This is a genomic window from Rhizobium sp. CF122 (genome assembly GCF_000282035.1).
In the GTDB taxonomy this organism is placed as follows: Bacteria; Pseudomonadota; Alphaproteobacteria; order Rhizobiales; family Rhizobiaceae; genus Rhizobium.
Genome location: NZ_AKKA01000082.1, coordinates 57,491 through 80,898, shown reverse-complemented (window position 1 = coordinate 80,898; position 23,408 = coordinate 57,491). Strand labels below are relative to the sequence as shown.

The window sequence follows — 23,408 nt, the reverse complement described above, 5'->3', positions numbered from 1 at the left end:
GTGAGAGATGTTTAACACTGCCCTCACCTGGGGTGACCTGGCCTTCCTGGCGCAGGGCGCGGGGATGACGCTTGCAGTCACCGCCGTTTCAGTCGCTGCGGGAACGGTCCTCGGAATCCTTTTCGGGACGATGCGTGTCGAACTCGGACCCTATTGGTCGGCACCGCTGACCTTCGCGCTCGACGTCTTCCGCTCGGTGCCTCTGTTGATCCAGCTTGTGCTCGGCAATGCTTTGCAGTCGATCATGCGGCTTGGCTGGCCTCCGTTCACCACTTCCTGCGTGGTGCTGTCGCTCTATACGGCCGCCTATTGCACGGAGATCGTGCGCGGCGGCATTTCCTCGGTGCCACCAACCACGCGTCGTGCGGCTCGCTCACTCGGCCTGACCTGGTGGCAGGATATGCGCTATATTGTTGCGCCGCTTGCTACCCGCGTTTCGCTGCCGTCCTGGATCGGCCTGACGCTCGGCGTCATGAAGGATTCCGCGCTGGTGCTCTGGCTCGGCCTGATCGAGTTGCTGCGCGCGTCGCAGATTCTCGTCACCCGGCTGCAGGAGCCGCTATTCATTCTGATGATCTGCGGCGCCGTCTACTTCATCATCAGCTTCCCTATCGCCCGGATTGGCCGGTATCTCGAAAAACGGTGGTCCCCCAATGATTGAGATTGAAAACGTCCGCAAATCCTTCGGCCCGTTGGAGGTACTGAAGGGCATCAACCTCACTGTCCCGAAGGGCGAGGTGCTGACCATCATCGGCGGCTCCGGTTCGGGGAAGTCGACGCTGCTGACCTGCATCAACGGTCTTGAAGGCATCGACAGCGGCCGCATCGTTGTCGATGGGACCGACGTGCATGCCAAGTCCACCGACCTCAACAAGCTCCGTCGCAAGCTCGGCATCGTCTTCCAGCAGTGGAATGCGTTCCCGCATCTCACGGTGCTCGAAAACGTCATGCTCGCGCCACGCAAGGTACTCGGTCTTTCCAAGGCCGAAGCCGAAGCGATCGCCGTAAAGCAGCTCACCCACGTGGGCCTCGGGGAGAAGCTCAAGGTCTATCCGAACCGCATGTCCGGCGGCCAGCAGCAGCGCATGGCGATTGCCCGCGCGCTCGCCATGTCGCCGGAATACATGTTGTTCGACGAGGTCACCTCGGCGCTTGACCCGCAGCTGGTTGGCGAAGTGCTCGACACGTTGCGCATGCTCGCCTCCGAGGGGATGACCATGATATGCGTCACCCACGAAATGAAGTTCGCGCGTGAGGTTTCAGACCGGGTTGCCTTCTTCCACAAGGGCGTGATGGCCGAGATCGCTCCGCCGGAAGAGCTGTTCGGCGCGCCGAAGCATCCGGAGCTGCAAGCTTTCCTTGCTGCCACCCATTGAGGCTATGATGAACAATCAAACCCAACCTGATGTCATCGTGATCGGCGCGGGGGTCGTTGGGCTATCCGCGGCGATCGCAGCGCAGGCAAGAGGGCTTTCGGTGGTCGTACTCGACCGAGAGGGGCCCGCTGCCGGAGCATCGGCAGGCAACGCCGGCGCTTTTGCCTTCACCGACATCCTGCCGCTTGCCTCGCCCGGTATTCTGAAGAAGGCGCCGAAGTGGCTGCTCGATCCGCTCGGGCCGCTGTCGGTACCGCCCGCCTATGCCTTGCAGATCGCGCCCTGGATGTTCCGGTTCTGGCGCGCCTGTGCGCCGGGCCGCGTCGCCCATTCCACAGCGGCGCAGACAGCGCTGATGGATCTTTCGAAGGCGGAGCTTGAGCCGTTCCTGCAGCAGACCGGCACCGCTGCCATGCTGCGGAAGGATGGCAATCTGCAGGTCTACGAGGGCGAAGCTGAATTGAAGGCCTCGCTCGCCGGCTGGAAGGCGCGGGAAGCGCACGGCGTCGAGTTCCATCACCTGGATGCGGCCGGGATCGCGGAGATCCAACCCGGCCTCGCCCCGCGCTTTACGCATGGCACCTTCACGCCCGGGTGGTATTCCATCGCCGATCCCAAGCTCTATACACTTGCCCTGGCGGATCACTTCCGCGCCATGGGCGGCACGACTGAGCGCGCGGAGGTAACGGCATTGCGTCCCGTCGAGGGCGGCGTCGATGTTGTGAGCACCGGCGGCGGTTCGCGACGTGCCGCGCGGGTGGTCCTGTCGGCAGGCGCCTTTTCCCATCAAGTGACCCGCACGATCGGCGAAAACATTCCGCTCGAAACGGAGCGCGGCTACAACACCACGCTTCCTCTCGAGGCTTTCGATCTGCGAACGCAGATCACGTTCGGTGGCCACGGCTTCGTCGTTACCCGGCTATCGACGGGTATCCGCGTCGGTGGCGCCGTCGAGCTTGGAGGGCTCAAGCTTCCGCCGAACTTCCGTCGCCCAGAGGCGATGCTGGAGAAGGCGCGCAGTTTCCTGCCCGGGCTGGAGCCCCAGGGCGGCGTGCAGTGGATGGGGTTCCGCCCGTCCTTGCCCGACAGCTTGCCCGCCATCGGCCAAGCGCGCGACACGCAGCGGGTGATCTATGCTTTTGGTCATGGCCACCTCGGCCTGACGCAGTCGGCAGGCACCGCGCGGATCGTCGCGGATCTGCTGACAGGCAAGAAGCCCGCCATCGACATCGCGTCCTTCTCGCCGCAAAGATTCTGACGAAGGCCAAAAGCGCGCCAACCGCGATGTTGGTTCGCAACGCCCCCGTTGGTGACCGTCCTCTCTCCGCTCAAGGCTTCGCGTGAAATGAACCAGTCCGCGCTCGATCGCAGCATTCTCGGCGGCTTCGCCAAAGGTCCAGTCATTGCCACCAAGGAGGCCTTGAGCTTCTGGGGTGGGGTCGACCCGGCGACCGGCAGCGTGATTGACGTGCACCACCCGCTTCACGGGACCTGCCTGACCGGTGGCATCCTGATGATGCCGTCGAGCCGCGGGTCCTGTACGGGTTCCGGTGTTCTCCTCGATCTTGTACTGACAGGGCGTGCACCGGCGGCTTTGGCTTTCTCCGAGGCCGAAGATGTGCTGACGCTCGGCGCGCTAATCGCGTCGGAAATGTTCGGCAAGCCGCTGCCCGTCCTGCGGCTTGGGCCGGAAGCCTTCGCCGCGCTCGCCCGCGCGAAGACCGCTGCGCTCAGCGATACGGCCGTTGTCGCTGACGGGTTGGAGATTCCGATTGCTCCGCCGGCGACCGCTGCGCTCGACCTCACCGATTCCGATCGCGCCATGCTTGAAGGACGGCAGGGCATCGCCGTGCAGCAGGCCATGCGCATCATCTGCGCGATGGCGGCGCAGCAAGGTGCGCACGGGCTCGTGGATGTTATGCAGGGCCACATCGACGGGTGCATCTACGCCAGCCCGGCAAATCTGACGTTTGCCGAGAAGATGGCCGATATGGGCGCGCGGGTTCGCATACCGACAACCATGAACGCCATCTCCGTGGATCGTGCCAATTGGCAGACGCAAGGCGTACCGTCGACCTTCGGCGCCCCGGCTGCGCGGCTCGCCGATGCCTATGTCCGGATGGGCTGTCGGCCGACTTTCACGTGCTCTCCCTACCTGCTCGACAGCGCGCCAAAGGCGGGCGAATCCATTGCATGGGCGGAATCCAACGCGGTGATCTTCGCCAACACGGTCCTCGGGGCGAGGACGGCAAAGCACCCCGACTTCCTCGATCTCTGCATCGCGCTGACGGCCCGCGCACCGCTCTCCGGCGTCTATCTTGACGAGCACCGGAAGGCTCGGCGGATCATCGATATCGAACTGCCTGAACAGGTCGATGACGCCTTCTGGCCGCTGATCGGCTATCTCGCCGGTCGCGCGGCGCCGGACCGCATTCCGCTTCTGCGCGGTCTTGGCCCCGCCCAGCCGACGCAGGACGATCTCAAGGCTCTGTGCGCCGCCTTCGGCACCACCTCTGCGGCGCCCATGCTGCATGTCGAAGGTGTTACGCCCGAATCTGCTGGCGCTGCGCGGGACGATGCCGATCGTGCATCGATCTCCCGCGCCGACATGGCTGCGGCCTGGACGGTTCTGAATGGCGGGCCTGAAGAGGTGGAACTCGTCGCTATCGGCAGCCCGCATGCCTCCTTGTCCGAGTGCCGCGCTTTGGCGGAGGTTCTGGCTGGCCGCCGCCGGCATGCCGACGTCGCGGTGATCGTCACAGCCGGTCGTCAGGTCATCAGTGATGCCCGCAACGAAGGCCTGCTCGGCAGGCTGGAGGAAGCGGGCGTGCAGGTTTTGCCTGATCTTTGCTGGTGCTCGATTTCCGAGCCGCTATTCCCGACGCACACGCGTGCCCTGATCACGAATTCGGGCAAATATGCTCATTACGGTCCCGGACTTTCGGGGCGGGCCGTTCGTTTTTCCAATCTTGCCGATTGCGTCACGGCGGCCCTGACGGGCCGCGTCGCCGCCCGGCTCCCCGAGTGGCTTTCCTGAGGAGGTATTATGCGCAGCACCAAGACCATCCATGTGATTTCCGCCCATGCGGAAGGCGAGGTGGGCGATGTCATCGTCGGCGGCGTCACGCCCCCTCCGGGCGAAACGATCTGGGAGCAGAGCCGCTGGATCGCCCGGGACGGGACGTTGCGCAATTTTGTGCTGAACGAACCGCGCGGCGGCGTCTTCCGTCACGTCAACCTGCTGGTGCCCCCAAAGCATCCCGATGCCGATGCCGCCTTCATCATCATGGAGCCGGAAGACACGCCGCCGATGTCCGGATCGAATTCGATCTGCGTGTCCACGGTGTTGCTGGACAGCGGCATCCTGCCAATGCAGGAGCCGGTCACTGAGATCACTCTGGAGGCCCCCGGTGGCCTTGTTCGCGTACGTGCCGAGTGCCACAACGGCAAGGCCGAGCGGATCTTCGTACAGAACCTACCGAGTTTCGCGGAACGGCTAGATGCGAAGCTGGAGGTCGAGGGCCTGGGCACGTTGACCGTCGACACGGCCTATGGCGGCGACAGTTTCGTCATCGTTGATGCGGCCGCTATGGGCTTCAGCCTGTCGCCTGACGAGGCGCATGATATTGCCAAGCTCGGTGTGCGCATCACCAATGGCGCCAATGCCGCACTCGGATTTCATCACCCTGAGAATCTGGATTGGAAGCACTTTTCCTTCTGCCTTTTCGCCGGTCCCGTAGAGTGCACCGCCGAGGGCCTGCGTGCCGGCGCAGCGGTTGCGATCCAGCCCGGCAAGGTCGACCGCTCGCCGACCGGCACGGCGCTATCGGCGCGCATGGCCGTGCTGCACGCGCGTGGTCAAATGAAGCTCGAAGATCGTCTGACGGCTGTCTCGTTGATCGGCTCCACCTTCTCCGGCTGCATTGTCGGCACCACGGAAGTCGGCGGCCGCCCGGCCATCCTGCCGGAAATTTCCGGCCGCGCCTGGATCACCGGCACGCATCAGCACATGCTCGACCCATCGGACCCCTGGCCGGAGGGCTACCGCCTCACCGACACCTGGGGCGCCCGCTGAACGTAAAAGAGGCCTGCCCGACGGCGGGCCTTCTTTCCAGAACTCGCTTGCTCAACGATCCATGTGATAGCAGGCAGCAGTCTGCCCTGGCCGAACCTGCTCCGTTGACGGCATTTCCTTGCGGCAGATATCCGTCGCCTTCCAGCAGCGCGGAGAAAACACACAGCCCGGGGGCGGATTGAGCGGCGAGGGAGGATCGCCCTGAAGCCGGATGCGCTGACGGTTCCGCGCGAGCTTCGGGTCGGGCACCGGTGCGGCCGAGAAGAGGGCCTGTGTGTAGGGATGCGCTGGCCGGTCGAACACGGTGGCGCAATCACCGGCCTCGACCACCTTGCCGAGATAGAGCACCAGAACGTCGTCGGAGATCAGCCGGACAACCGAAAGATCGTGGCTGATGAAGATCAGCGTCAGCCCGAATTCCTTCCGGAGCTTGCGCAGGAGGGTGATCACCTGCCCCTGGATCGACACGTCGAGCGCCGAAACGGGCTCGTCGCAGATGATGAGCTTCGGTCGCGTCACGACAGCGCGGGCGATGCCAATACGCTGTGCCTGGCCACCCGAGAACTCGTGCGGATAGCGGTTGATCATCTCCGGCACTAGGCCGACGGCACTCATGATTTCCCGTACGCGCGTCAGCCGCTCCGCTTTCGTGAGCTTCGGTTCGAAGACGGTGAGCGGTTCGGCAATAATGTCGCCGACGGTCATACGCGGGTCGAGGGAGGCGATCGGATCCTGAAAGATGATCTGCATGTCGCGGCGAGCGGCACGCATTTCCTCGTTCGACAGGTCGAGTAGGTTGCGCCCCTGCCACAGGATGCGTCCCTTCTGCGACTTCAGGAGACGCAGGATCGAGCGGCCGAGCGTCGACTTGCCGCAACCGGACTCGCCGACGATGCCGAGCGTCCGGCCCTCTCTCAGGTCGAAGCTGACGTTGTTCACGGCGGTCAGCAGCGTCGGCGGTTTGAAAAAGCTCTTTGACGCAATCTCGAACTGGGTGGTGAGGTTCTCGACTCTCAAAAGCGATCGGTCAGCCATGGTTCAGAACCTCCTCACGGCGCGGGAAGGGATGAAAGCAGGCCGCGGAATGGCCTTGCGCCAGCATCTCGAGCTTCGGCGACGTGTCGATGCAATCGTTCTGCACCAGGGGACAGCGCGGCGAGAAGCTGCAGCCCTTCGGCAGGTGTTGAAGATTGGGTGGGCGGCCGGGGATGACGGCGAGCTGATCGACGTCCTGGTCGGGCCGGGGGATCGAGGCGTGCAGCGCCGCTGTATACGGATGCGCTGGTACCTCGAAGAGCTCGTCGACCGGCGCTTCCTCGACGATCCTCCCGGCATACATGACGGCCACCCGGTCCGCGAGGCCCGCAACGACGCCCAGATCATGGGTAATCATGACAAGAGCCGTGTTCATTTCCGCCGTCAGATCGTTAAAGAGATCGAGGATCTGCGCCTGGATCGTTACATCAAGCGCCGTCGTCGGTTCGTCGGCGATGAGCAGCTTCGGTTTGGTCAGCAGCGCCATGGCAATGACGATGCGCTGGCGCATGCCGCCCGACAGCTCATGTGGGTAGAGGTTGAAGCGCCGCGACGGGTCGGGAATGCCGACACGCTTGAGCATATCCAGCGCCTCGGCAGAGGCGGCCCGCGCCGTAAAGCCGCGGTGGACTTCCAGCTGTTCCGTCAATTGGCGGGAGATCCGCAGCGACGGATTGAGTGCCGTCATGGGGTCCTGGAACACCATGGCCATGTCTTTTCCGCGGAGATGGTCGAGCTCGCGCGGCTTCAGCGCCAACACGTCCTTTCCTTCGAGCAGCGCCTTGCCGCTGGTGCGGCCGTTCTTGGCGAGCAGCCCCATGACGCCGAGAAAGGTCTGGCTCTTGCCCGATCCGGATTCGCCCACGATCGCCACGCGCTCGCCGCGCCGGATCGAAAGGTTCATGTTCGACACGGCTTTCACCTCGCCATCCGGCGTCGCAAAGGTGATTGAATAGTCTCTCAGTTCGAGAAGCGTATCGTTTTTGGTTTCTTGTTGCATTCTATCGATCCTTCGGGTCGAACGCGTCGCGCAGGCCGTCGCCGATGAAAAGCAGGCTCATCAGCAGGGCGACGAGGAAACAGGCCGGGAAGATCAAGAGCCACGGCATGCTTTCCATGGCGTCGGTGCCCTCGGCGATCAGCGTGCCGAGCGAGGTCAGCGGTTCCTGAACGCCGAAGCCAAGATAGGACAGGAAGCTCTCTGTCGCGATGATTTCGGGGACAGTCAGCGCGGCAAAGATCACGACCGGCCCGACGAGGTTCGGAATGATGTGTTTGAGGATGATCTTGAACGGCTTCTGACCGGACGCGCGGGCGGCTTCGATGAACTCGCGCTGCTTGATCGAGAGTGTTTGTCCGCGCACGATTCGCGCCATGGTCAGCCATTCCAGCGCACCGATTGCTGCAAACAGCAGGTAGACGTTGCGGCCGAACACCACCATCAGCAGGATCACGAAGAGAATGTAGGGCAGCGCATACATGATATCGACGAAGCGCATCATGATCGCATCGAGCCTGCCGCCGATGTAGCCGGAGACTGCTCCATACAGTACGCCAATCACCACCGAAACGATGGTGGCGGTCGCCGCAACCGCCAGCGAAACACGGGTGCCGTAAAGCACGCGCGCAAGTAGGTCTCGGCCATTCGGATCGGTTCCGAAATAGTGGCCACTCTCCATATCAGGCGGCATCCGGAAAGCCGCCCAATCCGGTTCCTCATAGTCGAACGGAATGAGGTACGGGCCCAGAAACGCGGCCAGGATCAGGAGGACGAGAACAATAATGGCAACGACGGCTGCCTTGTTGCGGGAAAGACGACGCAAGGCATCGCCGGTCAGCGAGCGGCTCTTGTGGGAGAGCCCTTCGGCCTCGAGAAGTTCGGCCGCGAGCAGCTCTCTCTTTGCGGGATTGAGGATCATCGATTTCTCACTTTCGGATCGAGCCACGCATAAGCGATGTCGACGAGAAGGTTCAGAAAGACGATCAGGACCATGTAGAAGATGACCGTGCCAAGAACCATGCCGTAGTCGCGATTCAGCGCTGCGTTGACAAAATAGCGGCCGATGCCGGGCAATCCGAAGATGCTCTCGACAACGAGTGAACCAGTGAGGAGGTAACTCGCGGCCGGACCGAGATAGGAAACAACCGGCATCATGGCAGGCTTCAGCGCGTGACGCATCACGGTCAACCGCGGACCGATGCCCTTGGCCTTGGCGGTGCGGATGTAGTTCTGGTTCATCACTTCGATCATCGAGCCGCGGGTCATGCGCGAGATGCGACCCGCATGCGGCAATGCCAGCACGACGATCGGGATGACGAGGTACTTGAACGAGCCGTCACCCCATCCGCCGACAGGCAGCCAGCCGAGACGGATGCCGAAAATCAGCTGCAGGATGGGCGCGATCAGAAAGTTCGGAAGAACCAGGCCGACGAGAATGACCAGGCCGAGGAGATAGTCAGGCGCCTTATTCTGATAAAGCGCCCCAAGACAGCCGACGGTCACGCCGATGAGGATGGCAAGGATGAAGGCGAGGCCACCAATCGTGAACGTGTAGGGCAGGCCGATCATGATCTGCTGGGCAACGGTAAAGTCTTCGTTGGCAAACGATGGCCCAAGGTCGCCCTTCAACACGTCGAATAGGTAGATCAGGTATTGGTCGATCAGCGGCTTGTCGAGATTGTAGTGAGCCGCGAGGTTCTTCAGGATCACCGGCGGCAATGGCCGTTCGCCATCGAATGGGCCGCCGGGAGCAAGGCGCAAGACAAAAAAGCTGAGTGTAACGGCGATCCACATGACGGGGATCGTCGACAGCAGACGACGGAGTGCGTATTTGATCATGGTCTTGGATCGGCCCTTCCCACAGCAGGCGGGAAGGGCCGGCGTTCCTTATTCTTTGATCGACAGCCAGCGCGTGCGATGGATGTCCTGAATATTGTCTTCGAAGCCCTGAACCTTCGGCGAGACGACATTCTTCGAGACATAATAGTACAGCGGAATGGCGGCGCTGTCGTCGAGCGCAAGCCGCTCAGCCTTCTTAAAGATCTCGGCGCGCGTTTTCAGGTCGGTCTGAGCGTTGGCCTCCTTGATCAGCTTGTCATATTCCGGATTGCTCCAGCGGCCGTAGTTCATCGAGACGCCGGAAACGAGCAGGCCGAGGAAGTTGTCCGGATCGTTATAGTCCGCGATCCAGCCGGCGCGGCCGATCTCCACCTGACCATGCTGCATTTCGTCGTAATGCACCTTGGTTTCGGTGTTGTAGAGCTCGATCTGAACGCCGAGCGGCTTCCACATCGAGGCGATGGCGACCGCCACGCGCTTGTGGTTGTCGTTGGTGTTGTAGCGAAGCTGTGCCTTCAGCGGGTGGTCAGGTCCGAAACCTGCTTCCTTAAGCAGCTTCTTCGCCTCTTCAACCTTCTCCTTATATGGCATGTCCTTCCAGCTGATATAGGCTGGATCGCCGTAGTTGGCCGTTCCCGGCGGCACCCAGGAGTAAGCCGGCAGTTCGCCGGTGCCGAGAATCTTCGGACCGATCACTTCGCGGTTGACGGCCATCGAGAGGGCCTGACGGACGCGCTTGTCGTCGAATGGCGGCTTCGTGGCATTGAGGACGTAGTAGTAGCTCGCGAGGAATGGCGTGACGTGCGCCTGACCCGGCAGGTTCTTCTTCATCCACTCGTATTGATCGGTCGGGAAGTCGGTCATGATGTCGAACTCGCCGGCGCGATAGCGCTTCAGAGCCGCTTCCTGGTCTTCCAGGGTGAAGAACTTGACGCCGTCGATCTTCAGGTCCTTCTCGCCGTAGTACTGGTCGTTCTTGACGGTCGTGACGGACGCGCCCGGGATCCATTCGGTCGGCTTATACGGACCGTTGGTGACGATGTTGCCAATCTTGACCCAGTCATTGCCCTTCGCCTCGACCACGTGCTTCGGCAACGGATAGGCGGTGTAGTGCATCAGCGAGTTGACGAAGTAGGGCGTCGGGTTCTCGAGCGTGATCTCGAGCGTCTTGTCGTCGATCGCCTTGACGCCGAGTTGGCTGAAATCGGTGATCTCGCCCTTGTTGATCTTCTCCGCGTTCTTGATCGTGAACTGCAGATAGGCGTATTCCGCGGCATTCTTCGGATCGAGAAGGCGCTGGAAGGCGAAAACGAAATCCCCCGCGGTCACCGGCTGGCCGTCCGACCACTTGATACCGTCGCGCAGCTTAAAGGTATAGACCTTGCCGTCCGGCGAGACAGTCCAGCTTTCGGCCTGGCCCGGGATTGGATCGTCCTTCGGGTCTTCCGTTACGAGGCCCTCGAAGATGTCGCCTGCAATGCGGTTCTCATAGTCGCTCGACAGCTTCTGGGGGTCGAGCGACTGCGGGTCGCCACCATTGTGGATATTGAGCGTCGCTGCATGCGCCGACACGGCCAGCAGTGAGCCAAACACTGCTGAAGCCAGGAATTTTTTCGTAAGGAAGTTCATTTGGGGGCCACCTTTCTAGGCTTTGCGCCTTTTATTAGTCGTTTGTTCCCGTGACCAGTTACGTTCAGGTCAATGCGCAACCTATCGTAAAGGTCTGGCGTTGCAAGCCCCCAAATGAATCAGCGAACGACGCTTCCTGAGGCTGTGATTTTTGGTCTCCATCCCATCACCAGGCCACAAAATGGGCGATTTTTCGCGGCAGCGAGGCATTTCGATCGAATGGGCGTGTTGCGCGAGTAGCAATCCGTGGTTGAATAAACTGACTCTAGCCGGCTTAGCTTTTGACGCCTTTGCGGTGAATTGCATTGATAAATCAATGGCGAATGCGTCCATTTGGCGTCTGTTTGCGACATGTGGTCGCCATCGATTTTTGAAATGTTGCGTTGTCCCCGGAGGTCCCACGAAAGACCAGGCCAAAATCATCCAAAGGGACTCAGAGAATCATGATCCGAACAAGGCCCCGCTTGTCTATGAACCAGGCGCCGCCCGAACGATACCCGCACCTGAGCTCCACGTCGTTGACGGCAGGTTTAAAAAAGCCCTTCTGTAGGACAGGGCGTGTGAGCCTGGAAAAGTAGAGCGATGCTGGCCAGCATCGCTCTACGCCAATCTCAAAGAATCTGCAGCGTCGGGATCGCCACCACGAAACGTCCGTCCCATGCTCGGATGTAGTCGTTCGATCTGACGATCTCTTCTGTAAGATTCCAGGGCAGGATAACGAGATAGTCCGGCTTTGCGACTTCGATATGGCTCGGCGCATAGACAGGAATATGGCTTCCCGGCAGCAACTTGCCCTGCTTGATGTCGCTGCGATCGACGACAAAGGCGATGTCGTCGGCGCTGACGCCGCAGACGTTCAGGAACGTGTTGCCCTTGGCTGCGGCGCCATAGGCGGCGACCGTTTTGCCTTCGGCCTTCGCACGACGAAGGAAGTCTTTGAACGCCTCGCACACACCCTCGATCCGGGTACCAAACCGTTCGTAGGTCGCCATCTCCTTGAGGCCGAAAGCCTCTTCCTTTGCACGGAGCGCAAGCAGCCTGTCCGTCACAGCGCGGGTGCCTTCCGCCTTTTGAGCGAAGATGCGCAGCGAACCGCCATGCGTCGGAATTTCCTCGACATCGAAGACCTTCAGCCCGCAGGCGCCGAAAATGCGCTCGACCGCGAGCAGCGACATGTACGAGTAATGTTCGTGATAGATCGTGTCGAATTGGATGCCATCGATCATCGTCAGAAGATGCGGGAATTCGAATGTCGAGACGCCGTCCGGCTTCAATAGGATCGCAAAACCACTGACGAAATCGGCGATATCAGGCACGTGCGCGAGGACATTATTGGCGGCCGTCACGTCGGCGCGTACGCCGCCCTCGACCAGCGCCTTAGCGGTTTCCCTGCCGAAGAAGGCCACCTTGGTCGCCACGCCGCGGGCTTCCGCGATCTTCGCAGCGTTGGCGGCCGGCTCCACGCCGAGCACCGAGATGCCTTTGGCTGCGAAATATTGCAGGAGATAGCCGTCATTCGACGCGACTTCGACCACTGTCGAATCCGCCGAAAGTCCGAAGCGTTCCGTCATCATCTCGGCATAGCGCTTGGCATGCTCGAGCCAGCTGGTCGAGAACGAAGAGAGGTAAGCGTAGTCGGCGTTGAAGATTTCGTCCGCCGGCACGTTCTCGGTCGTCTGGACCAGAAAGCACTCCGAGCAGACCATGACCTTCAACGGGAACGCGCGCTCTTTGGCGATCGCTGCCGCGTCCGGCAGAAAGGAGTTGGACCACGGTGTCGATCCAAGATCCGCGACAACGGTCGTCAGCGGCGCTGAGCAGAAACGGCATTGGTGAGACATGTGGTTAGGAGCCTTTCGTGAAAGCATCAATCTGGCCCGCGACGAGCGAGAACACGTCTTCGCCCCGGCGCCATTGATCGTACCAGCGTGCAGCCCAGTCTATCGCCTCGGCTTGGCTCAGCCTTGCCCGCCACGCCAGGCAGCGATAGGCTTCGGCAGGATCGAGACCAAGCGCATGCATCTCTCGCGGCTTGTCTGACGCCGAGGTGTCCTGCCAGTTCTGTCCGAGCCCCATGGCTGCTTGGACCGATGAGGCGACAACGCCGACGGGGATTTGAGCTTCGCCGGGCGATGGGCCGAAATTAAGCGCGTCTGCCGATGCCGTGCCGGCATACAGGGCCTCGCAGAACAGGAAATAGCCGTTTAGGCAATCGAGCACATGCTGCCATGGGCGCGTTGCAAGCGGGCTGCGGATATCAAGAATCTGTCCGGCAACGGCGGCGCGGACGATGTCGGGAACCAGGCGGTTCTCCGAGAAGTCACCGCCGCCGAGCACGTTTCCGCCGCGTGCCGTGCCGACATGCACTCCCTTCTGGTGGAAAAAGGAATCCCGATAGGTCGCGGTAGCGATCTCGGCTGCGGCCTTCGAGCCGGAGTAGGGGTCATGCCCGCCAAGTCGATCCGTTTCGACGAAATGCCGCCCGCTTTCGTCGTTGCTGTAGACCTTGTCGGTCGTCACGACGAGGATGGCCCTAAGCGCCTCTAGCGGACGCGCTGCCTCGAGCAAGCGTATCGTTCCCATGACGTTGACATCGAACGTATCAACCGGCTCGAGATAACTGCGTCGCACCAGCGGCTGCGCGGCCATATGCAGGATGATATCGGGATTGCACTCGCTGAGCGCCTCCGTGAGCCTCGTTCCGTTGCGAATATCGCCGATCGTTTCGGCAGCCAGTCCGGCGGGGCCTGCCAGTGCATGCAGCGATGGTGTCGCCGCCGGCGCGAGCGCATAGCCTGTTACCTCAGCGCCAAGCCGTGCAAGCCATATCCGCGCCCACGTCCCCTTGAAGCCGGTATGGCCTGTCAGGAAGACGCGCTTGCCTGACCAGAAACGCTGATCCGGCAGCCGGCTCATGACCAGACTTTCCACGGCGCATGGCCGCTCTGCCAGAGCTCCTCGAGCTGGTTCTTGTCCCGCAGCGTATCCATTGGGCGCCAGAAGCCGTCATGCGGGAAGGCCATCAACTGGCCGTCGCTGGCAAGTCCTTCAAGCGGCGCACCCTCAAACGGAATGAGATCTCCCTCGATGCGATCCAGCACCGTGCGGTTGAGCACGAAGAAACCGCCATTGATGCGTCCGTTGTCGCCTGCTGGCTTCTCGGTGAAGCTCTTGACCTGCCCGCCCTCGGTCAGCAGCGCGCCATAGCGTCCGGGGGGCACGACGCTGGTCACCGTTGCCTCGCGTCCGTGGCTTCGGTGGAATTCGGTCAACGCCTTGATGTCGACATCGGCAACGCCGTCGCCATAAGTCAGACAAAACGTATCATCGAGATAGTTGGCGACACGTTTCAGGCGTCCGCCGGTCATCGAACCCTCGCCTGTTTCCACAAGCGTCACGCGCCAAGGCTCGGCCTTGGTGGCGTGATAGGTGGTCTCGCCGCGCTCCATGTCGAAGGTCACGTCCGCCGAATGCAGGATGTAGTTGGCGAAGTATTCCTTGATCATGTAGCCGCGATAGCCAAGGCAGATCACGAAATCGTTGAAGCCGAAATGGCTGTAGATCTTCATGATGTGCCAAAGAATCGGTCGCCCCCCGATCTCGATCATCGGCTTCGGTCGCAGGTGGCTCTCTTCGGAAATGCGGGTACCGTATCCACCCGCGAGAATGACGATCTTCATAGCAGTGTTACCTAGGCTCGACGCCGAAGAAAACCATCCGGCGCGACAGTTACCATCAGTTTGCTTTCAAAGTCGCGATCGATCTCGAATTCCGAATGCGACTTGAGATAGGTGTGTACAGCCGTTTTCGGATTATCGCCGACATTCCAAGGACGATCGGCAAAAAAGCCTGGCGGCAGATCTTCGACGAAGGTATCGAAAACGACACAGTAGCAGTCGGGGGTAACGAGCGGCGCGTAGGCTTCGAGTTCCGCCAGAACATGCTCATGAGTGTGCATCGAATCGAGGCAGACCATTACGCGTTCGTAGCCGCGTGCCATCGCCTTGACCTGATCGACGACGTCACGGGCAATCGACGAGCCCTGCAGCATCGAAATTCTGCTGGACATCGGATGAGCTTCGATCGCCGCCCTGTTATGGGCACGGATGTCGATATCGATGCCGATGACCTTCCGCTTTGATACCCTCGGGTCGATCGTAGCTCCCGTGGCGATCGCGTCACACATGTCAAGCATTGCGAGGAGCGAAGCACTCAGAACCAGCGAGCCGCCATGCGCAATGCCAGTTTCGATGATGAGGTCTGGCCGCGTGCGCCAGACCAACTCCTGCACTGCCTGGATATCCTGCGGGTACTGGATGATCGGGCGGCCCAACCAATCGAAGTTATAGACATAACGCTTATCCATAGACAGTTCGCGCCAATGGCGGGATGCCTTCTGGAAGTCGACGTCTGCGTTGTAGGTGGCAGCTGTTGCTGCTCGCTCGTCCATGAATTGCTTGATGGGATCCATATGAAATCCTCTGTTGCCGCCGTGTTCGTGCGCGGATCCTAAAATGTTGCGGACGAATGTTCCAGAATCGTCGAAATCCGCTGCAACACGGGTTGTGGGTGAAAGCCAAACTCCTCGCGTATGCGACTCGTAGCAATTGGCGGGAAGCTGCTCATGGGAGCGTTGTCGTCTACCGAAAAAGAGCAACCGGTTTGTGTCGAGATTGCTGAGATCCATTGTGCGTGACTGATCTGCATGCCACTTGCGACATTGTAGATCTTGTGCTGCCCTGCCAGGCTGATGCGGAGCAATAGAGCCGCAACATCGTCTATCCAGATGTAGTCTTTGGAGGAGTTGAGGTCGGTCTTGAGCTGGATATGGCCACTTGCTCCTTCGCGGCACAGAGCGCCTGCGAAGCTCTCTGTCGCTGCAGTTTGCGGCCCCACCACATTGGATAGCCGTGCGATCCGAACGTTGGTTCGTCCGCTGGCCAAGCATACCGCCTCACCGGCCAGCTTCGAAATGTTGTAAAGGTCGGATGGATCCTCGGGCAAAACTGAAAGCGACCTATCCTCTGATGTATCCGAACTGCGGACGTAAACGCGCGTGGAGGAAAGATAAAGGAATGACTTGAAGTCCGCCTGCCTGAGGAGGTCCGCTGCGACGCTGACATGCGCTTCAATTGTGTCAAACGGCCGCTCTCGAAAATCCGCCGTTAGGCCGATGGCGTAGATAACGTGCGCCCCATTGCAGGCATCCACCAGGGACTGGGAGCGACCGGGCACGAGAGCAGTATGCCCCAATCCTGTGAGGTAGCGCGCCACGTGGCTGCCGACAAAGCCAGTTCCTCCCAGAATGGTAAAGTTCAATTTCGCTGCCCCACGACCTTCAACGGATTGCCCGCGCAAACGGTAAACGGCGCCACTTCGCCGCGAACCAATGATCCGGCTGCGATCACACAGCCTTGACGCAAGATCGCTCCATCCAGGATAACGCAGTTTGCGCCAATCCAGACATCATCCTCGACAATGATACCTCCCCGGCTCGGCAGAAATCCCTGCTCCCGAATCAGTTTCCCGCTATCCTTATAGGCATGGTTGACGGGCGCAAACGTGCAGTTAGCGGCAATAAGAACATTGTCTGAAATCGAGATGCCGTTACCGGTGTAGAACACGCAACCGCTGTTGACGTAGGAGAAACGTCCGATCTGGAGATCTCCCGTTCCACCGGCCGGCTTGATCTTGACGAAGCTGTCGATCATCGATCCTTCACCGATGGAAATCGAAGTTCCTCGTGTTGAATCCTCGATATCGGCCAAGGCACTTATCCGTGCCGTGGGATGGATAGTGATCACAGCGTTTCTCGTTCTCGATTCGCGCAGGGGACTGCTCGCTTATACAGATGTGCGTAGCCAACTCAATGGCCTGAGGCGAACTTGGTGTACGTCTTGAATTGCCGGCGCTATGGAGTATGACGCTAGATAGCGTGCTTGCTTCTCGGTCGCGAACAGATGTCCCGTTTCACCCGCATCCCCACTGCCCTCAGCAACCTCGTCGTCATCGAGCGTCAGCGCCTCGGCGATGAGCGCGGCTTCTTCTCGCGTTTCTTCTGCACTGAGGAGCTTTCCGATTTCGGCGTCGGCTGCATCGCGCAGATCAATCACACGATGACACAGGCAAAGGGGGCCATTCGCGGGATGCATTTCCAGCAGGCCCCGCACGACGAGGCGAAATTCGTCTCCTGCCTCGCCGGAGCCGTGTTCGATGTGGCTGTCGATCTGAGGCCGGGTTCGCCGACCTATCGCCAATGGCATGGTGAGGTTCTCTCCGGCGAGAACGCTCGTTCGATGATGATCCCGCCTGGTTTTGCCCATGGCTTCCAGACGCTGACCGAAAACTGCGAGCTGATCTATCTGCACGACAAGCCTTACGCGCCGGGGGCCGAAGGCGGGGTCAACGCGCTCGACCCCAGGATCGCGATAGCCTGGCCGTTGCCCGTCGCGCAGATGTCCGAGCGGGATCGCAACTTCCCGATGCTCTAGGAAGCGCTGCGGCTGTCGGTACGTTTGCCGTTCGCGGCTGTTAGGTTTGACGCCGGACTGCCTGCCGCTAGATTGAGCATGACGAAAGGAGGACGTGATGAGCGAAGTCATTCTGCCTTGGGAGGGCGGCTGCCGATGCGGCCGCGTGCGACTGAAGATCAGCGCCAAGCCGCTGCTGACCATGGCCTGCCATTGCACGGGCTGCCAGAAGATGTCGTCGAGCGCCTATTCGCTGAGCGCCGCGATTCCGGCGGAAGGTTTTGCGATCACGGAAGGGGAGCCCGTGATCGGCGGTCTGCACGGTGCCGAGGCGCATCACTATTTCTGTGGCCACTGCATGACGTGGATGTTCACACGGTCGGAGGGAATGGATTGGTTCGTCAACCTTCGTCCGACGATGCTGGACGATCCGCGCTGGTTCGAACCGTTTATCGAAACCTGGACGCGCGAAAAGTTGCCCTTCGCCGAAACCGGCGCCGTCCGCAGCTATGAGGCGCTGCCCGAGATGGACGCCTATGAAGGACTGGTGAAGGAGTACATGGCCTGCAACTGAGGCAAGGCGGGATATGTAGCAGCCCGGCCATGCGTCGCGCCGGCCGGGCTGAAAATGGTTCCTTACTCGTCGCCCATCTTGAGCGCAGCGATAAAGGCTTCCTGCGGGATCTCCACCTTGCCGAACTGGCGCATGCGCTTCTTTCCTTCCTTCTGTTTTTCCAGAAGTTTGCGCTTGCGGGTGGCGTCGCCGCCGTAGCACTTCGCCGTCACGTCCTTGCGCAGCGCCGAGATGGTCTCGCGGGCAATGACGTTGCCGCCGATCGCTGCCTGGATCGGGATCTTGAACATGTGCTTTGGGATCAGCTCCTTTAGCCGCTCGCACATGTCGCGGCCACGCTTTTCGGCGGCGGCGCGGTGTACCAGCATCGAGAGAGCATCGACCGGCTCGCCGTTGACGAGGATCGACATCTTTACGAGGTTGCCGGCGCGATAGCCTTCGAGGTGATAGTCGAAGGACGCGTAGCCCTTCGAAATCGACTTCAGACGGTCGTAGAAGTCGAAGACGACTTCGTTGAGCGGCAGCTCGTAGGTCACCATCGCGCGGGTGCCGACATAAGTGAGTTCGGTCTGGATGCCGCGGCGGTCCTGGCAGAGCTTGAGGATGCCGCCGAGATAGTCGTCGGGCGTCATGATCGTCGCCTTGATCCAGGGTTCGCGAATCTCGTCAATCTTGACGACATCGGGCATGTCGGCCGGGTTGTGCAGCTCGCGCTCGCTGCCGTCCGTCATCGTCAGCTGGTAAACGACCGAAGGCGCGGTGGCGATCAGGTCGAGATTGAATTCACGTTCAAGGCGTTCCTGGATGATTTCGAGGTGCAGCAGGCCGAGGAAGCCGCAGCGGAAACCGAAGCCGAGGGCAGCCGACGATTCCATCTCGAAAGAGAAGGACGCATCGTTGAGGCGAAGCTTGCCCATGGCCGCGCGCAAGTCTTCGAAATCGGCCGCATCGACCGGGAAGAGGCCGCAGAAAACCACAGGCTGGGCCGGCTTGAAGCCGGGCAGGGCTTCGGCGGTCGGGCGCTTGTCCTCGGTGATTGTATCGCCGACGCGGGTATCGGCGACTTCCTTGATCGAGGCGGTGATGAAGCCGATCTCGCCGGGGCCGAGGCTGTCGGCATTGACCATCTTCGGCGTCAGTACGCCGACGCGCTCCACCTGGTACTTGGCATCCGTGCCCATCATGCGGATCGTCTGACCCTTGGTCAGCACGCCGTCGATGACACGGACAAGAACCATGACGCCGAGATAGGTGTCGTACCAACTGTCGACGAGCAGTGCCTTCAGCGGCGCCTTTTCGCCGCCGGGGCTCTTTGGCGCCGGCAGCTTCTGCACGATCGCTTCCAAAACGTCGGGGATGCCGAGGCCGGTCTTTGCCGAAATAAGCACTGCTTCGGAGGCATCGATGCCGATCACTTCCTCGATCTGTTCCTTGATGCGGTCAGGCTCGGCTGCCGGCAGGTCGATCTTGTTGAGGACAGTGACCAGCTCGTGGTTGTTGTCGATTGCCTGATAAACGTTCGCAAGCGTCTGCGCCTCGACCCCTTGGCTGGCATCGACGACGAGCAGCGAGCCTTCGCAGGCAGAGAGTGAACGGGAGACTTCGTAGGCGAAGTCGACGTGGCCGGGCGTGTCGATCAGGTTCAGGATATAGGTTTCGCCATCCTTGGCCTTGTAGTGCAGGCGCACCGTCTGGGCCTTGATGGTGATGCCGCGCTCGCGCTCGATATCCATGTTGTCAAGCACCTGCTCGGACATCTCGCGCTCGGCCAGGCCGCCGGTCGATTGGATCAGGCGGTCGGCAAGCGTGGATTTGCCGTGGTCGATGTGGGCCACGATCGAGAAGTTGCGGATATGGGAAAGCGGAGTCGTCGGATTGGTGCTCATGCGCGCCATATAGCAGCGCCGCCCCTTGCCGCAAAGCGGAAAAGCAGGAGTTCGTTTACGATAAATGACTGTTTCTCGGACGGAAACGCAGCGCTTGATTCCATCATCAGACTATGCATTTCTATTATAGTGGAGAAAGTGGATTCGGTGATGGATCAGGGATTGGAAATGGCGATCGGCGTTCGCATCCGCAAGCTGCGAGTGCAGAAGAAGCTGACGCTGGATGATCTCGCCAACGAGTCGGGCGTCAGCCGCGCAATGATCTCGCGTATCGAGCGCGGCGAGGCGAGCCCGACCGCGTCGCTGCTGGCGCGGGTCTGCGCAGCACTCGGTCTATCGCTTTCCGCCTTCTTTGCAGAGGAGGGCGAGGTTTCGCCGCTGTCGCGCCGGCAGGAACAGCAGGTCTGGCGGGATCCGGAGACGGGTTATGTCAGACGCTCCGTCTCGCCGCCGGGAACCGCCTCGGACGTCGATATCGTCGACGTCGAATTCCCAGCCGGTGCCCGCGTCAGTTTCCCGCCGCATGCGGCCAGCAGCGGCATGATGCAGCATATCTGGCTGTTTGATGGCGAAATGGAGATGACGACAGGCGAAACGGTCTACCGTCTTCTGCCTGGCGACTGCCTGTTCATGCCGGTCAGCGAAGGCCATGTTTTTCACAACCCCGGCAACACTCCCGCCCGCTATTGCGTCGTGCTCGACCGGCACGGGCGCTAATTCATTTCAGGAGAAAATGATGACAGCAATAATTCGCCTGCTTGATGCGGCAGAAGCCCGAACGGCGATTCCTGACCTTTGCGAGGTGCTGACCGATTGCGTGAATGGCGGCGCCTCGGTCGGCTTCATGCAACCCTACACCAACGCCGATGCCGAGCCTTATTGGCAGGGCGTCGCCGATGCCGTTGCGTCAGGCGCGACGCTGCTCCTCGTGGCCGAGATCGACGGCAGGGCAGTCGGCACGGTGCAGGTCGGGGCGGCGCAGATGCCGAACCAGCCGCATCGTGGCGATCTGAAGAAGCTGCTGGTGCATCGCTCCGCTCGCGGCAAGGGACTGGCGCGCCTGCTGATGGATGCCGCGGAACGCGAAGCCGCCGGGCGCGGCAAGACGCTCCTCGTGCTCGACACGGCAACCGGCAGTAACGCCGAGGCGATCTATCCGCGGCTTGGCTGGCAGCGGGTCGGTGTCATCCCGGATTATGCTCTGTGGCCGGAAGGCGGCCTCTGCGCTACGACGCTTTTCTACAAACGTGTTGCTTGAAATCGCCTAGGCGGGCTTGCGCTGCGGGTCGTCGAGCGCGGGATTGTAGAACAGCGATAGCGTCAGGCTCCTGGCGATCCGTTCGGCGGTCGCCATGAACCAGGCTTTGGCATCCAGGCTCGGGGCGATATCGCTGAGCGTCTCGGAAAACAGCGCCAGCCATTGCGGGAAGAGATCGGGTGACATGTTCGCAACACCGGTATGCGCCTGAACCGGCTTGCCGCCATAGGCGCCACTGCGGAACGCGACAGACGACCAGAAGCTCTTCATCTTCTGCATATGCTCGGGCCAACGGCCGGAAAGCCGGGCGTCGAACACCGGTCCAAGCGTCGGATGCTGCAGCACGCGGCCATAGAACGTCTCGACCAGCCGATCAATGAACGCTTCGTCGATGCCCATCGCGTTCATTTCGGCTTCGGCGCGCTCGCGAATGGCGGCCGCATGCGCTGCACGGCCCTGTATTTCGGTACCCATCATGAACTCCGGCACGTCGCAACCCGCGACCTCGCTCATATAGGCGGTTGACGCCTGAAGATGAAGGCACTGCGACGCAAGGCAGCATTGCGCGTCAATAGCCGCTTCTGTTTTCGCTTCTGGGATCGTCGACCATCTTCTCGCGATAGATGTCGCCCTGCCGCGCCCTCAGCCGCCATGGCCGGGCCCTCTGAAGCGGAATGTCGTAGAGAGGGTCATCGCAATTGAGCACGGCGATGGCCAAGCTTGGTTCGGGAGCGGCCGGACACTGCGTCACCCATTTTCCATCCGGGCCGATGACGCCGGCCGGCCCTTTGGCAGCCTTCTGCGCCGGCGTCGCACCGCCTATCCAGATGCAGTTCAGCCCCGCATGGGCGCGGAGCACAACCCGGAAATACTCGGCAATGCCATACGAGGAAGAGCACGGCATCGACACCGAGATTCGCATATTCCTGGAACACCTCAGGAAACGTAGATTCGATGCAGATAGCGCAACCGAATCGATAGCCGTCAACATCGAAGGTGATCGGTGCGGTGCCAGGAGAATACCACCCGCCAAGTTCGCTGTTCGACAAGAACCTCTTGTCGTAGCGGGTGAGAAGTGTCCCGGTGTCGGAGAAGACATAAAGGCTATTGTGCGGCGGGTGGTCTCCGGCCAGCCGATGTGCGCCACCGACGACCGCAAAGATGCGAAGATCGCTGCACAGATCCGCGACCGCCCTCAGTTTGCATCTGGAACTTCGAATATCCCGAAAGCGAGCCTTCACAGAAGTTGATGACACGCACGCCGCTGGCGGCCGCGGCTGCTATGATGCTTCCGACTGCGCTGCCATTCGCCGTGATGTCGGGAGAAACCGAGGTCTGTGCTGCGGCGATCTTCAACGGCGCACCTCTCGTGATTCGCTCCGCATCTTCCGCCGATTTCACGCGGCGTGGAAGCGAGGTTAGGGTGTAGCAACGCCGCGTAGCACGCCGACCAGCGCTTTCCCATCGGTGAAATAGGGATCGCCGCCACCGTTGCGGCCGGTCTTCGTGGCGCCTATGCCCGCGATCTCGTAGGTCGACGACAATTGCCCGGCTGTCTGAAGATCACCGATGGTCAGATCCCGTTCGGCGTCGACATCGGGTGCAATGTGATGGGTGATCTGGCCGGTGTCGTGGCTGAAACCGACCCCGCGGTCAAAGCTCGCCGAGCCGAGCCACAGTGGGCGCCCACCTTCACCGGTACTCTTAGTTTCCCAGAAACGGACGTGGTTGCGCTCGTCGGCGCTCTTGCCCACGGCCTTTTCAAACGCCAGATCCTGCTTGCGGCCCTCGAACAGCAATGGGCTCACGGGAGCGTCGAGGTCGGGTCGATCGAGCACGACGCTCAAGCCGATTTCGGCCGATGTCCGCAGCGTGATCTTGTCGGCTGGATCCCATCCTGCCGCTGCGAATGCTCGAAGCACTTCCTCCCTCGAGCCGACAAGCCCCACATTGATGGGGTCGCCGGGAATGTCCTGTTCGGTGGTTGTCACCATCGGACCGAATTCCGCGACGCGGCCGGCATCGCGATGGATCCATATTTCAGGAATGAAGAAATAGGCGACAACCAGATACGCAACCAACAGGGCCGCTACACCGCCAATCGCTGTCCGCGTTCTCGTCAAACGTCTCATCACACACCCCACCCGGTCTCCACATTATCATACGATCGTCCGGCGATGCACCATCTATCGCGTCGATGCCGCGTCCGCATGTGCGCTCATGCGCACATCGGCATCGCTACTGCGTCTCGCACCCTTGCCATCCG

At 61.0% G+C, this 23,408-nt stretch carries 24 protein-coding genes and 1 pseudogene; 9 read left to right on the top strand and 16 right to left on the bottom strand.

All coding sequences use genetic code 11. The features are described from left to right. The first annotated feature begins 7 nt into the window (after positions 1 to 7). The 5 genes from PMI09_RS20875 to PMI09_RS20855 all read left to right on the top strand — a co-directional run bounded on the left by PMI09_RS20875 (position 8) and on the right by PMI09_RS20855 (position 5,451). Positions 8 to 661 carry an amino acid ABC transporter permease gene (locus PMI09_RS20875; RefSeq protein ID WP_007799095.1) on the top strand — a complete coding sequence of 218 codons (654 nt, stop codon included), beginning with the start codon at positions 8 to 10 and terminating at the stop codon, positions 659 to 661. Further along, positions 654 to 1,376 carry an amino acid ABC transporter ATP-binding protein gene (locus tag PMI09_RS20870; protein WP_007799092.1) on the top strand — a complete coding sequence of 241 codons (723 nt, stop codon included), beginning with the start codon at positions 654 to 656 and terminating at the stop codon, positions 1,374 to 1,376. Before PMI09_RS20875 ends, PMI09_RS20870 begins: the two co-directional genes overlap by 8 nt. Positions 1,377 to 1,383: 7 nt before the next feature. Further along, the gene (locus tag PMI09_RS20865) at positions 1,384 to 2,634 is read left to right on the top strand and encodes an NAD(P)/FAD-dependent oxidoreductase (protein ID WP_007799090.1); all 1,251 of its coding nucleotides are present in this window, start codon (positions 1,384 to 1,386) and stop codon (positions 2,632 to 2,634) included. Between the two features lie 87 nt (positions 2,635 to 2,721). Next, complete coding sequence (gene lhpI, locus PMI09_RS20860) at positions 2,722 to 4,413, top strand: cis-3-hydroxy-L-proline dehydratase (protein ID WP_007799088.1); 1,692 nt, start codon at positions 2,722 to 2,724, stop codon at positions 4,411 to 4,413. 9 nt (positions 4,414 to 4,422) lie between these two features. After that, the gene (locus PMI09_RS20855; protein WP_007799085.1) at positions 4,423 to 5,451 is read left to right on the top strand and encodes a trans-3-hydroxy-L-proline dehydratase; all 1,029 of its coding nucleotides are present in this window, start codon (positions 4,423 to 4,425) and stop codon (positions 5,449 to 5,451) included. Positions 5,452 to 5,502: 51 nt separating this feature from the next. Here PMI09_RS20855 and PMI09_RS20850 read toward each other — a convergent pair whose 3' ends face one another. From PMI09_RS20850 to PMI09_RS20800, 11 genes are all read right to left on the bottom strand, one after another. After that, positions 5,503 to 6,486: an ABC transporter ATP-binding protein gene (locus tag PMI09_RS20850; RefSeq protein ID WP_007799083.1), complete on the bottom strand. Its 984-nt coding sequence runs from the start codon at positions 6,484 to 6,486 to the stop codon at positions 5,503 to 5,505. After that, positions 6,479 to 7,486 carry an ABC transporter ATP-binding protein gene (locus PMI09_RS20845; RefSeq protein WP_007799081.1) on the bottom strand — a complete coding sequence of 336 codons (1,008 nt, stop codon included), beginning with the start codon at positions 7,484 to 7,486 and terminating at the stop codon, positions 6,479 to 6,481. The genes PMI09_RS20850 and PMI09_RS20845 overlap by 8 nt, the downstream gene beginning before the upstream one ends. Position 7,487: 1 nt before the next feature. Continuing rightward, positions 7,488 to 8,405 carry an ABC transporter permease gene (locus PMI09_RS20840; protein WP_007799080.1) on the bottom strand — a complete coding sequence of 306 codons (918 nt, stop codon included), beginning with the start codon at positions 8,403 to 8,405 and terminating at the stop codon, positions 7,488 to 7,490. Further along, a complete protein-coding gene (locus tag PMI09_RS20835) occupies positions 8,402 to 9,325 on the bottom strand; it encodes an ABC transporter permease subunit (RefSeq protein WP_007799079.1) in 924 nt (307 codons plus the stop codon). The genes PMI09_RS20840 and PMI09_RS20835 overlap by 4 nt, the downstream gene beginning before the upstream one ends. Positions 9,326 to 9,373: 48 nt before the next feature. Further along, the gene (locus PMI09_RS20830) at positions 9,374 to 10,954 is read right to left on the bottom strand and encodes a peptide ABC transporter substrate-binding protein (RefSeq protein WP_007799077.1); all 1,581 of its coding nucleotides are present in this window, start codon (positions 10,952 to 10,954) and stop codon (positions 9,374 to 9,376) included. A gap of 611 nt (positions 10,955 to 11,565) precedes the next feature. Next, the gene (locus PMI09_RS20825; RefSeq protein WP_007799074.1) at positions 11,566 to 12,795 is read right to left on the bottom strand and encodes a class I SAM-dependent methyltransferase; all 1,230 of its coding nucleotides are present in this window, start codon (positions 12,793 to 12,795) and stop codon (positions 11,566 to 11,568) included. A 4-nt stretch (positions 12,796 to 12,799) separates the two neighbouring features. Further along, a complete protein-coding gene (gene rfbG, locus PMI09_RS20820) occupies positions 12,800 to 13,870 on the bottom strand; it encodes a CDP-glucose 4,6-dehydratase (protein ID WP_007799072.1) in 1,071 nt (356 codons plus the stop codon). Further along, the gene (rfbF, locus tag PMI09_RS20815) at positions 13,867 to 14,634 is read right to left on the bottom strand and encodes a glucose-1-phosphate cytidylyltransferase (RefSeq protein WP_007799070.1); all 768 of its coding nucleotides are present in this window, start codon (positions 14,632 to 14,634) and stop codon (positions 13,867 to 13,869) included. The genes rfbG and rfbF overlap by 4 nt, the downstream gene beginning before the upstream one ends. An 11-nt stretch (positions 14,635 to 14,645) precedes the next feature. Next, positions 14,646 to 15,425 carry a cephalosporin hydroxylase family protein gene (locus PMI09_RS20810; RefSeq protein ID WP_007799069.1) on the bottom strand — a complete coding sequence of 260 codons (780 nt, stop codon included), beginning with the start codon at positions 15,423 to 15,425 and terminating at the stop codon, positions 14,646 to 14,648. A 38-nt stretch (positions 15,426 to 15,463) separates the two neighbouring features. Further along, positions 15,464 to 16,273: an NAD-dependent epimerase/dehydratase family protein gene (locus PMI09_RS20805; protein WP_007799068.1), complete on the bottom strand. Its 810-nt coding sequence runs from the start codon at positions 16,271 to 16,273 to the stop codon at positions 15,464 to 15,466. Next, on the bottom strand, positions 16,270 to 16,722 hold the full coding sequence (locus PMI09_RS20800) for an acyltransferase (protein WP_244423797.1): 453 nt from the start codon (positions 16,720 to 16,722) through the stop codon (positions 16,270 to 16,272). Before PMI09_RS20800 ends, PMI09_RS20805 begins: the two co-directional genes overlap by 4 nt. A 192-nt stretch (positions 16,723 to 16,914) precedes the next feature. Here PMI09_RS20800 and rfbC point away from each other — a divergent pair, with 192 nt between their 5' ends. Both rfbC and PMI09_RS20790 read left to right on the top strand, forming a co-directional pair. Beyond that, positions 16,915 to 17,445: a dTDP-4-dehydrorhamnose 3,5-epimerase gene (gene rfbC, locus PMI09_RS20795; RefSeq protein WP_007799066.1), complete on the top strand. Its 531-nt coding sequence runs from the start codon at positions 16,915 to 16,917 to the stop codon at positions 17,443 to 17,445. Positions 17,446 to 17,542: 97 nt separating this feature from the next. Beyond that, positions 17,543 to 17,998: a GFA family protein gene (locus PMI09_RS20790; RefSeq protein ID WP_007799064.1), complete on the top strand. Its 456-nt coding sequence runs from the start codon at positions 17,543 to 17,545 to the stop codon at positions 17,996 to 17,998. A 62-nt stretch (positions 17,999 to 18,060) separates the two neighbouring features. Here PMI09_RS20790 and lepA read toward each other — a convergent pair whose 3' ends face one another. Further along, complete coding sequence (gene lepA / locus PMI09_RS20785; protein ID WP_007799058.1) at positions 18,061 to 19,893, bottom strand: translation elongation factor 4; 1,833 nt, start codon at positions 19,891 to 19,893, stop codon at positions 18,061 to 18,063. A gap of 141 nt (positions 19,894 to 20,034) precedes the next feature. Here lepA and PMI09_RS20780 point away from each other — a divergent pair, with 141 nt between their 5' ends. Together PMI09_RS20780 and PMI09_RS20775 are read left to right on the top strand one after the other, a co-directional pair. Continuing rightward, a complete protein-coding gene (locus tag PMI09_RS20780; protein WP_007799057.1) occupies positions 20,035 to 20,601 on the top strand; it encodes a helix-turn-helix domain-containing protein in 567 nt (188 codons plus the stop codon). A gap of 19 nt (positions 20,602 to 20,620) precedes the next feature. Then, positions 20,621 to 21,142: a GNAT family N-acetyltransferase gene (locus tag PMI09_RS20775; protein ID WP_007799056.1), complete on the top strand. Its 522-nt coding sequence runs from the start codon at positions 20,621 to 20,623 to the stop codon at positions 21,140 to 21,142. Between the two features lie 6 nt (positions 21,143 to 21,148). Here PMI09_RS20775 and PMI09_RS20770 read toward each other — a convergent pair whose 3' ends face one another. From PMI09_RS20770 to PMI09_RS20760, 4 genes and pseudogenes are all read right to left on the bottom strand, one after another. After that, on the bottom strand, positions 21,149 to 21,616 hold the full coding sequence (locus PMI09_RS20770) for a group III truncated hemoglobin (RefSeq protein ID WP_007799055.1): 468 nt from the start codon (positions 21,614 to 21,616) through the stop codon (positions 21,149 to 21,151). A gap of 94 nt (positions 21,617 to 21,710) precedes the next feature. Continuing rightward, positions 21,711 to 22,001 (bottom strand): hypothetical protein, encoded by a 291-nt coding sequence (locus tag PMI09_RS32280; protein WP_244423798.1) that lies wholly within the window; start codon positions 21,999 to 22,001, stop codon positions 21,711 to 21,713. Positions 22,002 to 22,092: 91 nt separating this feature from the next. After that, a pseudogene (locus PMI09_RS32275) lies at positions 22,093 to 22,383 on the bottom strand (carbon-nitrogen hydrolase family protein); the annotation flags it as partial. Positions 22,384 to 22,560: 177 nt separating this feature from the next. After that, positions 22,561 to 23,274, bottom strand: coding sequence for an LssY C-terminal domain-containing protein (locus PMI09_RS20760; RefSeq protein ID WP_007799045.1), 714 nt, complete (start codon positions 23,272 to 23,274; stop codon positions 22,561 to 22,563). Between the last annotated feature and the right edge of the window lie 134 nt (positions 23,275 to 23,408).

Coding starts and splice junctions, on each gene's coding strand:
- PMI09_RS20825 (WP_007799074.1), bottom strand. CDS start 12,795: ATGTCTCACCAATGCCGTTTCTGCTCAGCGCCGCTGACGACCGTTGTC.
- PMI09_RS20760 (WP_007799045.1), bottom strand. CDS start 23,274: ATGAGACGTTTGACGAGAACGCGGACAGCGATTGGCGGTGTAGCGGCC.
- PMI09_RS20855 (WP_007799085.1), top strand. CDS start 4,423: ATGCGCAGCACCAAGACCATCCATGTGATTTCCGCCCATGCGGAAGGC.
- PMI09_RS20775 (WP_007799056.1), top strand. CDS start 20,621: ATGACAGCAATAATTCGCCTGCTTGATGCGGCAGAAGCCCGAACGGCG.
- PMI09_RS20850 (WP_007799083.1), bottom strand. CDS start 6,486: ATGGCTGACCGATCGCTTTTGAGAGTCGAGAACCTCACCACCCAGTTC.
- PMI09_RS20830 (WP_007799077.1), bottom strand. CDS start 10,954: ATGAACTTCCTTACGAAAAAATTCCTGGCTTCAGCAGTGTTTGGCTCA.
- PMI09_RS20835 (WP_007799079.1), bottom strand. CDS start 9,325: ATGATCAAATACGCACTCCGTCGTCTGCTGTCGACGATCCCCGTCATG.
- PMI09_RS20790 (WP_007799064.1), top strand. CDS start 17,543: ATGAGCGAAGTCATTCTGCCTTGGGAGGGCGGCTGCCGATGCGGCCGC.
- PMI09_RS20840 (WP_007799080.1), bottom strand. CDS start 8,405: ATGATCCTCAATCCCGCAAAGAGAGAGCTGCTCGCGGCCGAACTTCTC.
- PMI09_RS20780 (WP_007799057.1), top strand. CDS start 20,035: ATGGATCAGGGATTGGAAATGGCGATCGGCGTTCGCATCCGCAAGCTG.
- lhpI (WP_007799088.1), top strand. CDS start 2,722: ATGAACCAGTCCGCGCTCGATCGCAGCATTCTCGGCGGCTTCGCCAAA.
- PMI09_RS20810 (WP_007799069.1), bottom strand. CDS start 15,425: ATGGATCCCATCAAGCAATTCATGGACGAGCGAGCAGCAACAGCTGCC.
- PMI09_RS20845 (WP_007799081.1), bottom strand. CDS start 7,486: ATGCAACAAGAAACCAAAAACGATACGCTTCTCGAACTGAGAGACTAT.
- rfbF (WP_007799070.1), bottom strand. CDS start 14,634: ATGAAGATCGTCATTCTCGCGGGTGGATACGGTACCCGCATTTCCGAA.
- PMI09_RS20865 (WP_007799090.1), top strand. CDS start 1,384: ATGAACAATCAAACCCAACCTGATGTCATCGTGATCGGCGCGGGGGTC.
- rfbC (WP_007799066.1), top strand. CDS start 16,915: ATGTCCCGTTTCACCCGCATCCCCACTGCCCTCAGCAACCTCGTCGTC.
- PMI09_RS20870 (WP_007799092.1), top strand. CDS start 654: ATGATTGAGATTGAAAACGTCCGCAAATCCTTCGGCCCGTTGGAGGTA.
- PMI09_RS20875 (WP_007799095.1), top strand. CDS start 8: ATGTTTAACACTGCCCTCACCTGGGGTGACCTGGCCTTCCTGGCGCAG.
- PMI09_RS20770 (WP_007799055.1), bottom strand. CDS start 21,616: ATGGGTACCGAAATACAGGGCCGTGCAGCGCATGCGGCCGCCATTCGC.
- rfbG (WP_007799072.1), bottom strand. CDS start 13,870: ATGAGCCGGCTGCCGGATCAGCGTTTCTGGTCAGGCAAGCGCGTCTTC.
- lepA (WP_007799058.1), bottom strand. CDS start 19,893: ATGGCGCGCATGAGCACCAATCCGACGACTCCGCTTTCCCATATCCGC.